Raw genomic sequence first — 15449 nt, forward strand, 5'->3', positions numbered from 1 at the left:
ATGAAACAGAATTTAATTCAAATAAAATATAGATTGTTCGTGGCCTTTATTGTGGTCAACCTTATGGGGTGTATTGAGCCGTTTGAAGGGGAATTTGTGGATTTTGAGAGCGCCTTGGTGATTGAAGCGACCATTACGAACGAAGTTAAAAACCAACAAGTGATACTTTCACGTACATATGAGTTTGATGCAGATGGCCCCATTGCCGAATCGGGTGCCACGGTTAGGCTGTCGGCCGGAGGTAACACTTTTGATTTCCAACACACAGGAAATGGGGTATACCTATCTGACCAGGTCTTTGCTGCCCAATCCGGAGTGGACTATCAATTGGACATTACCACTAGGGACGGAAGGGGTTACAGTTCGAATATTGTCCAAATGTCGGCAGTAACCTCACTGGACGAAGTAAGGGCAGAAAGGATTACCAGCGATTTTGGGGAAGATGGCATGGGCATTTTTGTGGATAGTTTCGACCCCTCGGGAAGTTCTAAAAATTACCGGTACGAATATGTGGAGACCTATAGGGTAATAGCGCCCACTTGGACTCCGACATCGCTGGCTGGGGACCCGGAAGGGGGTTGTAACGTCATAAAAGTTCCCAATACCACCGATGAGCAGGTGTGCTATCCCACGGATTTTTCCAATGCCATAGTGCTCACATCCACCGAAGACTTGGATGAAGACCGGGTTAACAATTTTATGGTTCGATTTATTCCAAGGAATAACTATATCATTTCCCATAGATATAGCATTTTGGTCAGGCAGTTTGTGCAGTCCAATGAGGCCTTTACCTTTTTTGAGACTCTAAATGAACTCTCGGGCTCTGAAAGTTTATTTTCCCAGACGCAACCAGGATTCTTGGAGGGGAATGTTTTTTCCAAGGAAAGTGAGGAAGAACGCGTACTTGGATTTTTTGATGTAGCCTCGGTCGATGAGAAACGCCTCTTTTTCAACTATGATGATTTTTATCCCGGGGAGCGACTCCCACCTTATGTTGTGGATTGTAATCCGAGCGCCCCGCCCATAGTTTCTATGGGTGGTACATGCGTTTTACGCCCCATAATTGAAAGTGGCCTGGGTGTTTACGTAGCTGATAATACACCACCTGGAGCCGGAGAGGGACCTTATTTTATAGCAACTCGGGTCTGTGGGGATTGTAAAGAACTGGGAACCTCGGAGTTACCCGAATTTTGGATTGAATAACATATGATTATGAAATATAGTATCATCACATTATTGATAAGCCTGCTAACCCTATCAGGATTTGGGCAGACTTCCAGTGCGGTTGGTCAAGGCACCGGCCTCTTGAACACGGTGCCGCAGGAAAAGGTTTTTGTCCATACAAATCAGTCCCTTGTTTTTTCTGGGGAGTATCTGATGTACAAGATATTTTGTTTGGACAGCCAACAGAGAAAGTTAACCCATATTAGCAAAATTGGATATGTTTCTTTGGTGGATAAAAATGGAAAAGCAGTGTTCACCCATAAAGTGAGATTGGAGAACGGAGCAGGTTATGGCGACTTTTTCGTTCCCACTTCAATTTCCACTGGGAGTTACAAACTTTTGGGATATTCCCAATGGATGGAGAATTTTGGGACACAGGCTTTTTTCCAATCGAACATCCATATCATCAATCCGTACCAACCCATACCTGAGGCACACCTAGCCCAGATTCCTGATTCCCTTCAACAGCCTGAGGCTGCTATATCAAACCCTAGTTCAGGGGTGAATGGCAATACAAATACCCGTCAAGATGGTCTGGTTCAGATTAAATTGGACAAAACGGAGTTGGGTGTACGCCAACCCTTGAGCTTGGAGATAATAACTGGGGATGATGCCGAAAAAAACGGAAACTATGTATTATCCGTTAGGAAAGTTGACCATGTTTCGGAACCGGAGAAAATGAGCACTTCGGAATTTATGAAGCGCTATATGAACCATGGTGGGACTCCAGTGAAAAATGGTTCAGCAAGTTTGGAGTTGCCGGAAATTAGAGGGGAAGTGATCTCGGGAACCGTTACCCACAAGGCCACGGGACAGCCGGCAAAGGATGTTAGGGTGTCACTTTCCTTACCAGGAAATGACTACTTGTTCAAGGTTGCACGTTCCAATGCACAAGGTGCGTTTAGGTTCCTTTTTAATCGGGAATATGATAATGTATCCGCGGCTCTTCAGGTCCTTTCCGATAACTGGGAAGATTATGATATTGTGATGGATGAGGCTGCAACGGAATTTTCGAATGTAGAGGTAACGGAATTTATTGTTCCGGAAGGAATGCAAGATTTTATACTTCAAAAAAGCATACAAAACCAGATAGAAAATGGGTACAGGGAAGTAAAGTCGGATGCGTTGATTCCTGCCGAGCATCAACTTCCCTACTATCGCAAATTCTCAGTCAACTATAATTTGGACGATTACACCCGTTTTAACAGTATTCAGGAAACCATCGTTGAGGTCGTTGACCAAATGTCGGTTAGAAAATTGGAGAACGGTGACCGTGTGTTTGAGATCAGACCAGAGGAAGGATTTACAGATCTTGGGTTGCTGCCTATGGTTTTTGTGGATGGACTGTTCATAAAAAAGCATGAGGATTTTATGGATTTTAGTGCCAAGAAAATAAAGAGCATCCATTTTTCCAGGAACAAGGTAATTTTGGGCCCACAGATTTTTCAGGGAGTCCTAAATTTCAAGACCGTTGATGGGAATTTTTACAATGAGTTCTACACACCCCATATTGTAAATCTTGATTTGTTTAAGCCCCAACCACAAAAAGAGCACTTTAACCAAACCTATAATTCCAACAATTTACAGGAACGCGTCCCCGATTTTAGAAATCAGTTATTATGGGAACCCAACTTGGATTTATCATCGGGTTCCAAGGAGATTGTTTTGTACACTTCAGATGTAACGGGAGAGTACGAGTTGATCCTGGAGGGCTTTTCGTCAATTGGGAACCCGGTATCCGTCAAACGGCGCTTCTTGGTTAAGTAGTTTCAGATTACATTGTCGGCATAGTGAAACCAACTATTCAAAAGGTGAATTATGCTAATAAAAATTTATGGCAGCGCAGTGTTTGGCGTCGATGCCCAAACCATCATTGTAGAAGTTAATGTAGATAAAGGTGTAGGATACCATTTGGTAGGGCTTCCAGATAATGCAATCAAAGAAAGTAACTATCGTATCGCCGCAGCACTACAGAACAATGGATATCGTATCCCCGGTAAGAAAATAACCGTTAACATGGCCCCGGCAGATCTGAGAAAAGAAGGGTCTGCCTATGATCTCACCTTGGCCCTGGGAATCCTTGCGGCTTCCCATCAAATTAAATCAGAGGACATAGAAAAGTATCTTATTATGGGTGAACTCTCCTTGGATGGAGCTGTTAAGCCCATAAAGGGGGCACTCCCTATAGCCATAAAAGCAATGGAAGAAGGTTTTAAAGGTTTTATCCTTCCTTCGGAAAATGCAAAGGAAGCCGCGGTAGTGGACGACTTGGAAATTTATGGGGTGGAATCCATCAGGGAGGTAATCGATTTCTTTGATTTAGGGAAACCTTTGCAACGAACCATTTTGGATACTAAAAAGGAATTCCATGCGCAACAGGATTTTCCCGAGTTTGACTTCGCCGATGTAAAGGGGCAAGAGAGTATCAAACGCTGTATGGAGATTGCCGCAGCAGGAGGCCATAATATCATTTTAGTTGGCCCACCAGGTTCCGGAAAAACCATGTTGGCCAAGCGTTTACCTTCCATATTACCACCAATGACGCTTCAGGAAGCCTTGGAAACCACGAAAATTCACAGTGTTGTTGGAAAAGTAAAGAATATGGGGCTCATGAGTCAACGGCCATTTCGCAATCCACACCATACAATAAGTAGTGCCGCGTTGGTTGGGGGAGGTAGTTACCCACAGCCCGGAGAAATTTCCTTGTCACATAATGGAGTACTGTTCTTGGACGAACTTCCCGAATTTGAAAGACGGGTTCTCGAAGTTATGCGACAACCCATGGAAGATCGCGAAGTAACCATTGCCAGAGCCAAATTTACGGTGACGTATCCCAGCAGTTTTATGTTGGTGGCCAGTATGAATCCCAGCCCTGGAGGCTACTTTAACGACCCGGACGCCCCCGTAACTTCTTCGCCCATGGAAATGCAGCGATATCTTGGAAAGATTTCGGGCCCGTTGTTGGATCGTATAGACATACACATAGAGGTTGCGCCTGTACCTTTCGAGAAACTTTCAGATGACCGCAGGGGGGAGGGGAGTTCAGATATTAGGAAAAGGGTTATTGCGGCAAGAAATCTCCAAACGCTAAGATTTCAAGCTTTAGGAGCGATTCATTACAATGCGCAAATGGGAACCCAACAGATTCGGCAATTCTGCGTTTTAGATGCCGGGACCAAAGAACTCCTGAAGAATGCGATGGAGCGACTCAACCTGTCCGCTAGAGCTTATGACAGGATACTTAAAGTGGCAAGAACTATTGCTGATTTGGAAGGCACCAACGAAATTGCAGGGCAACACATATCGGAGGCCATTCAATACCGAAGCCTGGACCGCGAGGGTTGGCTGGGATAAGGGATGTAATTATATTGTTTCAATTTGAAGGTTCGGTGAAACTTCTTTAAAAAAATTATGGACCCATAGAGTTTTAAAGGCCTGGCCCCTAATTTACGTTTGAATTTTATTGATGACTTGTTTAAGTAGTCTGTTACACTGTAAATATTTTGGATTCCTTCTTCACGAAGCATTTTGTATACTTGAAACCTTAGATAAGGCGCTAGATTTTTTCCTCTAAACGATTGAAACGTGTACATGTTCAAAAGATAGGCTTCGTTCCGTTTTAACTCAAATTCCTTTTTACGGAAAAAGAAGTCGTTGTATTCAACACAGGTGAATGCGGCAAATTCATTTTTGGACTTTAACCCGATTACTTTAGATCCATTATCAAAACTTTGAATGAGCTTGTCGTAATTGATAAATGTAAGATTCCTTAGAATTTGTAGGTCATCCCTAGACATAGGAACAACTTCGTGCGTATTTTCGTCATCACGAACTTTGGGTTCATCAATTTCATTGGCTCCCTCTTGTTCCCAATAGAATAGCATAAAATCCAGACCAATCTTGGAGAGAAAACTTCTTAAGGTAAAGAGAAAAAGGCCATGTTTTATGCGAATAAAGAGTAATTGGAACTTGTAAAATTTTCCATCTTCCTTGTTGCTCATGATGCCTGCTTTTTTATCCGACCGTATCTTCCGTTTTCGGTTTGGAGATTCATTTTTTCCCTAAATTCCAATGGGGACATTACCGTCCTTTCATTGGCCTCCGCAATTGTATGAATTCTTTTGATCAGGGCCTCGTTGGAAGCCAATTTGGTCCTATTTGCATCGTACCAGATATTGTCCTCTATTCCTACACGTACACCACCACCCATGGCTATTCCGATGGAATTCATTTTCAGCTGTGCATTCCCAATTCCGGCAAGACTCCAAATAGACTGATCAGGTAGATCATTTATCATGATACCTGCATTTAGCAGATTAGCTTGCGCGCATGCGATATTTCCCAATATCAAGTTGAAATAATAAGGTGGCTCCAACAATCCCTTTTTCTCCAAATATTTGGCATAATTGATCATTCCAATATCAAAGGCCTCCAGTTCAGGAACAATCCCCCTGTCCAACATTTCCTTTGCCAAATCTTGGATCATTTGAGGTGAATTGGAACTTGCTGTCGCATTAAAATTTAAGGAACTTAAGGTTAAGCTGCCCATGTCGGGTTTTAGGGCGCCTTCCAGAAACAAGGGTTCTGCCCGTTTCTCGAACTCGGAATAATTACGCCCGCTAAGAGAAACGCAAATGACCAAATCGGGAACGTGTTTTCGTATTCCTTCAATAATTTGACCATATAATTCTTTTTTGTACGTGGGGTCTCCGGAGTCCGCTTCCCTCGCGTGCAGATGAGCCATAGTGATTCCAATCTCGGAAACACGGTGAACATCTTCAATAATTTCGGAAACATCAATTGGAACATGCGGGGTCAATTTCTTAGTTGGAATCATCCCCGTTGGTGTAAAGTTGATTACAAGTTTTTCGGCCATTTTTATGGATTTAGGTTGATTATGGTGCCAAAAGCAGGCGTAAGCTAGTCCCGATAATAATTTGGGCCTATTTTATCGGTTAGGCCACCTTTTTTTAAGTTGGAATGCACAAAGTAGGCACGGGGTACCTAAATCAAAATGGCGTATGGTCTGTCAAATACAGAAAAAATGGACAAACGGTATAATATGACCAATTTGAATGAGGAAAATAGACTCAAAGTAAGTGTTGGCCACTTAATGCAACGTAATGGAAAATGGGAGGGCGTATTTTAGATAACCTTGATATTAGCCTTCAATCCATCGATGATTCCAAGAATGTTTTGCACCGTGTCTTCCAGATAATATTTAACGGCCAGATGCGGAATCCTGATTGTGGTAAAACCATTTTTAAAGGAATGCATGGCCTCTTCTAGGTCACTAATGGCCTGCTCATGGGTTATCGTATTATAATCCTTATCAATTTCAATATTGAGTTTCACCCGGGAGATGGCAAGATCCACAGATTTTTTACCATCCCACCATTCCAACATGGGGTGGGCACCAGCCTCTTTTAAGGCATAAAAAAGATGGATGGCCTCAACTGGTGTATTGTTGTTTAATATGATTTTCTTTATAAGTCGGGAATGTCTTTCGCAGAGGGCTAAGCCCAAGGATTCGGTCGAATCCGCATATTGGTCACGGCCAATTTTTTTACCACAGTCTTTACAGATCATGAGTATTGGTTAAGTTTAGGTCAATTCTTTGATTTGGGACTATTATAACTTTGGTATTTTCATATTCGTATAATTTATCGACGTATAACATCCCATTTTTAGATGAAATGCATTTTTTTGGATGAAATGCATCATTTTGGTCAAATCATCTAACTTTAAAAACCCTAAATACACTTCGTTTTATGTTTAAGAAAATTGGACCAGGAATCCTTGTAGCAGCTGCGTTTGTAGGCCCAGGAACGATAACGGTTTGCACCTTGGCAGGTGTTCACTTTGGTTACAGCTTACTATGGGCTGTCCTCATTTCCATAATTGCTACCATTGTGCTTCAAGAAATGTCTGGCAGGATTGGGGTACTCACCCAAAAAGGCCTTATGGATGTCGTAAAGGAAGAGATAGGAGTCAAATGGATCAGAAATTTGGTCATCAGCTTGGTATTGTTGGCCATCCTAATTGGCAATGCCGCTTATGAAGGTGGAAATATAAGTGGTGCCACATTGGGTCTTGGAGGACTATTGGGGGATGGGGTGTTGTCCAGATTCTACCCACTAATAGTAGGGATAATTGCCTTTGTTTTATTATGGTTTAGCGGATATAAAACCTTGGAAAAGGTATTTGTGGGATTGGTGGGACTCATGGGCGTTTGCTTTTTGATAGCCGCCATTTTAACCAAACCCAATTTGGCAGATATCACCAAAAACATGTTTGTACCCAATATGCCTGAAGGTGGTTTACTTACCATAATCGCATTGGTGGGAACCACTGTGGTGCCCTACAACTTGTTTCTTCATGCGTCCTTGGTCAAAGAGAAATGGAAATCTGAAGGAGAATTGTCCACCGTTAAATGGGACACGATAATTTCAATTGGTTTGGGCGGATTGGTTTCTATGGCCATTCTAATTACGGCAGCTTCCGCACCCTTGAAAGAGGTATCGGATGTAATGGATTTGGCAGTTGGGCTCGAACCACTTTTTGGAAAAAGTGCAGTCTTCTTTATTGCTTGCGGACTTTTAGCTGCTGGGGTAACCTCGGCCATTACGGCACCATTGGCGGCCGCTTTTGTTGCAAGCAGTAGCTTGGGATGGGAAGGCGGAATGTCTAACATAAGATTCAAAGCGGTTTGGATGGTTATTTTGTTTTTGGGCGTACTTTTTCAGTCGTTCGGTATAGAACCCATACGAGTGATTCAATTGGCCCAAGTTGCGAACGGAATGGTTTTGCCGATTATGGCCATACTTTTATTGTGGATTGTCAATAAAAGTTCTGTAATGGGCGCACATCGGAATACACTTTTTCAAAATGTAATGGGGTTTGCCATTGTGGCCTTTTCCATCTTTTTGGGGGTTAAGAGTATAGCAAAAGAATTGGGATTTTTCTAAATGGAAAGTTGGGAGATAGATATTAATTGTGATGTAGGGGAGGGTGTTGGCAATGAAGCTTTGCTTTTCCCAATTATAAGTTCTTGCAATGTAGCTTGTGGCGGGCATGCTGGTGATGCAGAGAGCATGATTCAAGTTGTCCGGTTGGCCAAGGAATACAAAGTAAAAGTCGGTGCGCATCCTTCCTACCCGGATAAGATCAATTTTGGTAGGGTTGTGATGTCCATTTCCGAACCTGCATTAAAACAAAGCATTCTTGAGCAGTTGCAAGGTTTTTCAACGGTACTCAAATCCGAAGGTGTAACCTTGCACCATATTAAGGCCCATGGTGCCCTTTATAATGAATCGGCGAAAAATGAAAAGGTGGCACGTTTGTACTTGGAAACTCTTAGGGTGTTCGGAGCAGAGGTTCCTTTGTATGTGCCGTACGGGTCCGTGATGGCCAGTATGGCCATGGAAGCAGGTTTTGATGTGCATTTTGAAGCTTTTGGAGATCGCAACTACAACACCGATTTAAGCTTGGTCTCTAGAAAACAACCTAATGCGCTGATTCAGGACCCAGTCGCTGTGCTGAATCATGTGCTGCCTATCATAAAAACCGGGAAAATTGTGACATTATCTGGGCAAAAAACAGATATAGAGGCGCAAACGATTTGCATTCATGGGGATACCCCTTCGGCATTTCAAATATTAATGTATCTTTCAGAAGAATTCCCCAAGCATAGGGTAGCAATACGAAAGTGAAAAACCACCCCATCAGTATTAAACCATTTGGACAGCGGGCAATCCTTGTCGAGTGGCCAAATGAAGTCAGCGAATCCATTTTGGGGGAAATCCTGGAATTTGTCGAATGTTTTAAAAGCATGGAAATGCACGGCTGGGAAATGTCCATTGCGTATAATTCATTGACCATGGTCAACACCTTGGAAGATGTCGATTTTGAATCCATCAATAAGCAGATTTTGGATTGCCATGGGAGACCAAAAGGAACAACCGCAAAAAGGGAGCGATTTTTATGGAAAATCCCAGTTTGCTATGATCTGGAATTTGGAATTGATTTGGAAGAAGTTGCCAATACCTTGGGACTGTCGCAAGAACAACTGATAGCACATCATACTTCGCACGAGTACACAGTTTATGGAATAGGGTTTCTCCCTGGGTTTATGTATCTAGGTGGATTGCCAGGACAATTGGAAATTCCCAGGAGAAAGGAACCTCGATTGCATGTAGCTAAAGGTTCCGTGGGCCTAGCTGGCAAGCAGACAGGCATTTATCCGCAGGATTCCCCGGGAGGATGGAATATCATTGGAAGCTGTCCTACCCCTGTTTTTAACCCCAATGCTGATGAACCCTGCTTTGTGAAAGTAGGGGATAGAATCCAGTTTAAGCAAATATCCAAGGGGGAATACGACTTGCATAAAATTGAGGCCGAAGTAGGCATTTACAAACCCGAAAAATTTAAGTTGGATGCTTAAAGTGCTGAAATCAGGTTTTTTTATGACTCTTCAGGATATGGGTCGATTTGGCTACCGCGATAGGGGAGTTCCTGTATCTGGTACCATGGATTTTGAGGCCGCAAATAAAGCCAATCAACTCTTGGAAAATGAATCTGACTCTGCGGTACTGGAAATCACCATGACCGGCCCCACCTTGTTATTTGAGGACCCAAGCTATATCTGCCTTTCAGGTGCTTTTTTATCCCCGACCCTGAATAATGAGCCAATCGAAAATTATGAAGTGGTCCAAGTGGCAAAGGGGGATATTTTATCCTACGGCAGGTTGGAAAAGGGTTTTAGAACCTATTTGGCAATAAAAGGCGGTTTTAAGGCGCCAAAGATTTTAGGAAGTAGGTCACAATACCATCCCGTTACCCCAACAAAGTGTTTAAAGGATGGTAGTGCCGTCGAATATGATGAAACCCTGGCTTTTGAGCCTGCAATTTCCGGCTTAAAAGTGGAGGATAAGTTGGGCAAGGATGTTCTTGAGGTTTATAAGGGACCTGAGTTTTCCATCTTGTCTGATGCCCAATTGGGGGCCTTGTTTGGACGATCGTTTTCCATTTCTGAAAAAAATAATCGAATGGCCTATCAGTTGACAGAATTGATACAAGGCCACAAACATTCCATGCTTACATCTGGAACCATGCCCGGCACCGTACAGTTTACACCCGCAGGTCGGTTGATCATTTTAATGAAGGATGGCCAGACTACAGGAGGCTATCCCAGAATATTGCAACTTTCGGTGGAGTCCATAGGACTTCTGGCCCAAAAAAAGTTTGGTGATTCCATTTCGTTTAAGTTGGTGTGAAAATTTTCCATCACGTTGGATTTTTAATTTATTTTTTTGTACTCTTGAATTGTGAAAACAAAAAACCTGATCAATAGCGTCGTCATTATTATTCCAGCAATGGAGTGATACAGATTTGTTATTGATTCAAAAAAAGCCTGTATCCACAAAAGATACAGGCTTTTTTTTATGTGCTTGAAAAGAAATGAATATGGGATTTTAAATCAAGTTAAATATCTGATTATCATTAAGATAAGGGTGTATTGATTTAAATGGATTTAGAGCCCTCAAAACTGTTAAAAATATAGGGTATTTGAAACATCTATCTTTGGATAATGGAGTAAATTCAATAGAATTTTAGAATTGAAAGAAAGTCATTAATGGAATTGAACAAACATAGTAAGAACGTCACCCAAAACCCTTCGCAACCAGCATCGCAGGCCATGTTATATGCCACTGGATTAAGGGAAGAGGACATGAAAAAGGCGCAAATAGCCATTGGAAGTACCGGCTACGATGGCAACCCTTGCAATATGCACTTGAATGAAATTGCGCAGGAAATCAAAAAGCATGTCAACGAAGTGGGGCAAGTGGGACTGACATTCGGAACTATTGGGGTATCCGATGGTATTTCCATGGGAACACCGGGCATGAAATATTCGTTGGCTTCCAGGGATATAATTGCAGATTCCATGGAGACTGTGATGAACGGTATGTCCTATGATGCATTGATTGGGGTTGTTGGATGTGATAAAAATATGCCTGGGGCCATTATTGCAATGCTAAGGCTTAACCGACCATCCATAATGGTTTATGGTGGTAGTGTTGCTTCAGGAAACTACAAAGGAAAAAAGCTGAATATAGTATCCGCGTTTGAAGCCTTGGGGCAGAAAATTGCCGGAGAAATCGATGAGGCAGAATACAAGGAAATCATCAAGAGGGCAATCCCCGGGGCAGGTGCCTGTGGAGGCATGTATACAGCAAATACCATGGCCTCATCCATAGAATGTATGGGGATGTCCTTACCTTATAATTCATCCATACCAGCCGTCAATCCCAACAAACTTTCCGAGGCCGAACGTACGGCCCAAGCCATCAAAAATCTTTTGGAGCTCGATTTAAAACCAAAAGACATCGTTACAAAAAAATCCATTGAAAATGCAATCACTTTGGTCAATGCCCTCGGGGGTTCTACTAATGCCGTATTGCATTATTTGGCCATTGCCTATGCGGCAGATATAGATTTCACCTTGGAGGATTTTCAACGGATAAGTGATAGAACGCCGCTCATCGGAGATCTAAAACCTTCCGGAAAATACCTCATGGAGGATGTTCATGGTATTGGAGGAACCCCAAAAATCATGAAGTACTTGTTGGAACAAGGCTTTTTACACGGGGACTGTATGACCGTAACTGGTAAGACTTTGGCGGAAAATCTTGAAGATGTTGAGGCCATGGAATTTGAGGAGCAAGACTTGTTGTACAGCGTTGACAAGGCTTTGAAATCTTCTGGTAATTTACAGATACTAAAAGGAAATTTGGCAGAAGATGGTGCAGTGGCAAAAATATCGGGCAAAGAAGGCTTAAAGTTTGAAGGAAAAGCTGTGGTATATGATAGTGAACCTGAAGCCAATGAAGGCATATCTAGAGGCGAAGTGGAAAAAGGGAATGTAGTGGTTATTCGCTATGTAGGTCCAAAAGGAGGACCAGGGATGCCCGAAATGCTAAAACCCACATCTATGATTATGGGAGCCGGTTTAGGAAAATCGGTTGCATTGATTACGGATGGTCGTTTTTCTGGAGGAACCCACGGATTTGTGGTTGGTCACGTAACCCCAGAAGCTCAAGAAGGAGGGGCGATTGCCCTTGTGAAGACCGGTGATCTAATTACCATCAGCGCTTTGGACAATTCCATTACCTTAAACATTTCAGATGAGGAAATGGAAAGAAGAAGGGCCAAATGGCAAGCTCCACCCTTAAAATTTACCAAAGGAATATTGTACAAGTACGCAAGATCTGTTGCATCGGCTTCAGAAGGATGCGTAACCGATAAATACTAAACCATTTTGTCATTCCCATTTCGATGGGAATCTCATCAATTAAAGTTGAGATTATGAGTACAGAGACACTAAAGAAAGAAAAAAACAAAACGGCCAAGAGCATTCGAATAAGCGGTGCGGAGGCTATTATACATTGTCTTTTGGCGGAAGGGGTAGACCTCATTTATGGATATCCTGGAGGAGCCATCATGCCCGTGTATGACGAGCTATATAAGTTTCAGGATAAACTGACCCATATTCTCACCAGACACGAGCAAGGTGCAACTCATGCTGCCCAGGGATATGCAAGGGTCAGCGGAAAGGTGGGGGTGGCCATGGCCACTTCAGGTCCTGGGGCTACCAATTTGGTAACAGGTTTGGCGGATGCCCAGATTGACTCAACCCCGATGGTGTGCATTACTGGACAGGTTCCAAGACATTTGTTGGGCTCAGATGCGTTTCAGGAAACCGATATTGTGGGTATTTCGACCCCGGTGACTAAATGGAATTACCAAGTGACCAAAGCCAGTGAGATTCCTGAGATTATGGCCAAGGCTTTTTACATAGCTCGGTCCGGTAGGCCAGGTCCAGTGTTGGTGGATATCACCAAAAACGCGCAATTTGATGAGCTGGATTTTGTGTATGAAAAATGCACAGGGGTCCGCAGTTACAAACCGGTACACAAACCGGATATAAAAGCTATTGAGGCTGCTGCCGAGATAATCAACAGGGCAAAAAAGCCGTACATCGTATTTGGACAAGGGGTTATTTTAGGCCACGCCGAGGAAGAATTAAAAGCATTGGTAGAAAAAGCTGGTATTCCCGCAGCTTGGACTGTACTGGGACTTTCTGCAATGGACACCGACCATCCGCTGAATGTGGGTATGGTGGGTATGCATGGAAATTATGGACCCAATGTCCTGACCAATGAATGCGATGTGCTCATTGCTATCGGCATGCGATTTGATGACCGGGTAACCGGAAATTTGGATACCTACGCAAAACAGGCCAAAGTCATCCATTTTGAGATTGACCCAGCTGAAATCAACAAGAATGTAAATGCAGACATAGCCGTCTTGGGCGATGCAAAGCAAACATTGGGGTTGTTATTACCATTGGTCAACAAAAATGAACATAAGGACTGGCTGGCAGAATTTGATAAAAAGTATCAAATAGAATACGATACAGTCATTAAAAAAGATATTGAGCCAACCAAGGAGGGGCTTACCATGGGTGAGGTGATTGAGCAAATCAACAAAGCTTCTGGACATAAGGCCGTGGTGGTTACCGATGTGGGACAACATCAAATGATCGCTTGCAGATATGCCAAGTTCAAACAATCCAAGAGCAATGTTACCTCTGGAGGATTGGGAACCATGGGGTTTGCCCTGCCAGCAGCCATAGGTGCCAAAATGGGTGCCATGGAACGTGAGGTGGTGGCTATTATTGGTGATGGAGGGTACCAAATGACCATTCAGGAACTTGGGGTAATCTTCCAACATAACGTACCGGTAAAAATAGTGGTGCTCAACAACGATCATTTGGGTATGGTGCGCCAGTGGCAGGAGCTTTTCTTCGAAAGTAGATATGCGTCCACAGTGATGACCAACCCTGACTTTGTCAAAATAGCGGAAGGCTACCATATCAAATCAAGAAGAGTTACGGAACGCAGTGACCTACAGGATGCTGTTGAGGAAATGATTGCTTCCAAAGACCCATATTTCTTGGAAGTTAGGGTGGAGAAAGAGGACAATGTGTTTCCAATGATTCCATCCGGAGCCTCGGTATCTGATATTCGATTGAAGTAAGATGGACCAAGCAAATATCTTGGATACGCCAAACGTATATCCCAGCTTATTGAGCAAATCCGATGAAATTGGGTTCACCATGCCATCTGATTTGTATATAGGTTCCTTGTTGAAAACTTTGGTGGCCTCCAAACCTTCGGGGAGTTTCCTGGAGTTGGGGACTGGAATGGGGTTGTCTTTGGCGTGGATACTGGAAGGAATGGATACGGCTTCCAAGTTGGTCAGTATAGACAACGATATGGATCTCATCAATATTGCTAAGGGTTTTTTCAGAGATGACAGTCGCCTCCAATTGATATGTGCAGATGGCGAAGATTGGATTGCCCAAAACCAAGATGAAAGGTTCGATTTGGTGTTTGCCGATGCATGGCCTGGGAAGTACAGTTATCTAGAAGAAACTTTGGAGCTGATTAAAGTAGGAGGATTTTATATTATTGATGATATGGAAGAACAGCCCAATTGGCCGGAAGGACATTCGGAACAGGTATCGTCACTGGTTAATAAATTAGAAACAAGACAAGATTATACAATTACTAAAATGGACTGGTCAACGGGAGTCATCGTTGCGGTTAAAACAAAATAAGCATGGAAAAACAATGGTATACCATTTCGGTTTATTCGGAAAATAACGTGGGGCTATTGAATAGAATATCGGGAATATTCTTAAAGAGACACATTAATATTGAGAGTCTAAATGTCTCTAAATCAGAAATAGAGCATGTGTCAAAATTTACCATCGTAATTCACTCGACCGAGGATTGGGCCAGAAAAATTGTAGGGCAAATTGAAAAGCAAATCGAAGTTATTAAAGCCTTTTACCATACGGATGACGAAACCATCTATCAGGAATCAGCGCTTTTTAAAATAGCTTCCCATTTGTTGTTCGATGAAAGGCAGATCCAAAATATCATCAAAGAGAGTAATTCACAGATCGTAACGGTGGCACGTGACTTTTTTGTCTTGGCAAAAACTGGAAGGAGACATGAAATAGATGAAATGCACGATGCTCTGGAGCCCTATGGCATAATGCAATTTGTCCGTACTGGTAGAATTGCCGTGACCAAGGCAACCATGCCCATTACCGAAATCTTGGAAGAATTTCATAATCAATAAAATAGCACTAA

The 15449-nt window shown here is 42.8% G+C and carries 14 protein-coding genes; 11 read left to right on the top strand and 3 right to left on the bottom strand.

Annotated features, from left to right (window positions below; translation table 11 throughout):
- From M3P07_RS04740 to M3P07_RS04750, 3 genes are read left to right on the top strand one after another with little or no spacing between them, the layout of a single operon-like run.
- Positions 1 to 1203, top strand: coding sequence for a DUF4249 domain-containing protein (locus M3P07_RS04740; protein ID WP_249968742.1), 1203 nt, complete (start codon positions 1 to 3; stop codon positions 1201 to 1203).
- A 9-nt stretch (positions 1204 to 1212) separates the two neighbouring features.
- A complete protein-coding gene (locus M3P07_RS04745) occupies positions 1213 to 2991 on the top strand; it encodes a hypothetical protein (protein WP_249968743.1) in 1779 nt (592 codons plus the stop codon).
- Between the two features lie 51 nt (positions 2992 to 3042).
- Entirely contained in the window at positions 3043 to 4578 is a 1536-nt protein-coding gene (locus tag M3P07_RS04750) for a YifB family Mg chelatase-like AAA ATPase (RefSeq protein ID WP_249968744.1), read from the top strand.
- On the opposite strand, the gene M3P07_RS04755 is transcribed toward M3P07_RS04750, so the two are convergent.
- The 3 genes from M3P07_RS04755 to M3P07_RS04765 all read right to left on the bottom strand — a co-directional run bounded on the left by M3P07_RS04755 (position 4539) and on the right by M3P07_RS04765 (position 6813).
- Positions 4539 to 5225, bottom strand: coding sequence for a GNAT family N-acetyltransferase (locus M3P07_RS04755; RefSeq protein ID WP_249968745.1), 687 nt, complete (start codon positions 5223 to 5225; stop codon positions 4539 to 4541). The genes M3P07_RS04750 and M3P07_RS04755 overlap by 40 nt on opposite strands.
- Complete coding sequence (locus M3P07_RS04760; RefSeq protein ID WP_249968746.1) at positions 5222 to 6100, bottom strand: beta-keto acid cleavage family enzyme; 879 nt, start codon at positions 6098 to 6100, stop codon at positions 5222 to 5224. The genes M3P07_RS04755 and M3P07_RS04760 overlap by 4 nt, the downstream gene beginning before the upstream one ends.
- Positions 6101 to 6369: 269 nt before the next feature.
- Entirely contained in the window at positions 6370 to 6813 is a 444-nt protein-coding gene (locus tag M3P07_RS04765; protein WP_249968747.1) for a hypothetical protein, read from the bottom strand.
- 182 nt (positions 6814 to 6995) lie between these two features.
- Here M3P07_RS04765 and M3P07_RS04770 point away from each other — a divergent pair, with 182 nt between their 5' ends.
- From M3P07_RS04770 to ilvN, 8 genes are all read left to right on the top strand, one after another.
- Positions 6996 to 8192 (top strand): Nramp family divalent metal transporter, encoded by a 1197-nt coding sequence (locus tag M3P07_RS04770; protein ID WP_249968748.1) that lies wholly within the window; start codon positions 6996 to 6998, stop codon positions 8190 to 8192.
- On the top strand, positions 8193 to 8936 hold the full coding sequence (gene pxpA / locus M3P07_RS04775) for a 5-oxoprolinase subunit PxpA (protein ID WP_249968749.1): 744 nt from the start codon (positions 8193 to 8195) through the stop codon (positions 8934 to 8936).
- Positions 8933 to 9667: a 5-oxoprolinase subunit PxpB gene (gene pxpB / locus M3P07_RS04780; protein WP_249968750.1), complete on the top strand. Its 735-nt coding sequence runs from the start codon at positions 8933 to 8935 to the stop codon at positions 9665 to 9667. The genes pxpA and pxpB overlap by 4 nt, the downstream gene beginning before the upstream one ends.
- A complete protein-coding gene (locus tag M3P07_RS04785) occupies positions 9660 to 10499 on the top strand; it encodes a 5-oxoprolinase subunit C family protein (protein ID WP_249968751.1) in 840 nt (279 codons plus the stop codon). The genes pxpB and M3P07_RS04785 overlap by 8 nt, the downstream gene beginning before the upstream one ends.
- Positions 10500 to 10858: 359 nt before the next feature.
- Complete coding sequence (gene ilvD / locus M3P07_RS04790) at positions 10859 to 12538, top strand: dihydroxy-acid dehydratase (RefSeq protein WP_249968752.1); 1680 nt, start codon at positions 10859 to 10861, stop codon at positions 12536 to 12538.
- Positions 12539 to 12591: 53 nt separating this feature from the next.
- Positions 12592 to 14325 carry a biosynthetic-type acetolactate synthase large subunit gene (gene ilvB / locus M3P07_RS04795; protein ID WP_249968753.1) on the top strand — a complete coding sequence of 578 codons (1734 nt, stop codon included), beginning with the start codon at positions 12592 to 12594 and terminating at the stop codon, positions 14323 to 14325.
- Position 14326: 1 nt separating this feature from the next.
- Positions 14327 to 14908: an O-methyltransferase gene (locus tag M3P07_RS04800; RefSeq protein WP_249968754.1), complete on the top strand. Its 582-nt coding sequence runs from the start codon at positions 14327 to 14329 to the stop codon at positions 14906 to 14908.
- 2 nt (positions 14909 to 14910) lie between these two features.
- The gene (gene ilvN / locus M3P07_RS04805) at positions 14911 to 15438 is read left to right on the top strand and encodes an acetolactate synthase small subunit (RefSeq protein ID WP_249968755.1); all 528 of its coding nucleotides are present in this window, start codon (positions 14911 to 14913) and stop codon (positions 15436 to 15438) included.
- Positions 15439 to 15449: the final 11 nt, after the last annotated feature.

It is taken from the genome of Flagellimonas myxillae, from assembly GCF_023502235.1.
In the GTDB taxonomy this organism is placed as follows: domain Bacteria; phylum Bacteroidota; class Bacteroidia; order Flavobacteriales; family Flavobacteriaceae; genus Flagellimonas; species Flagellimonas myxillae.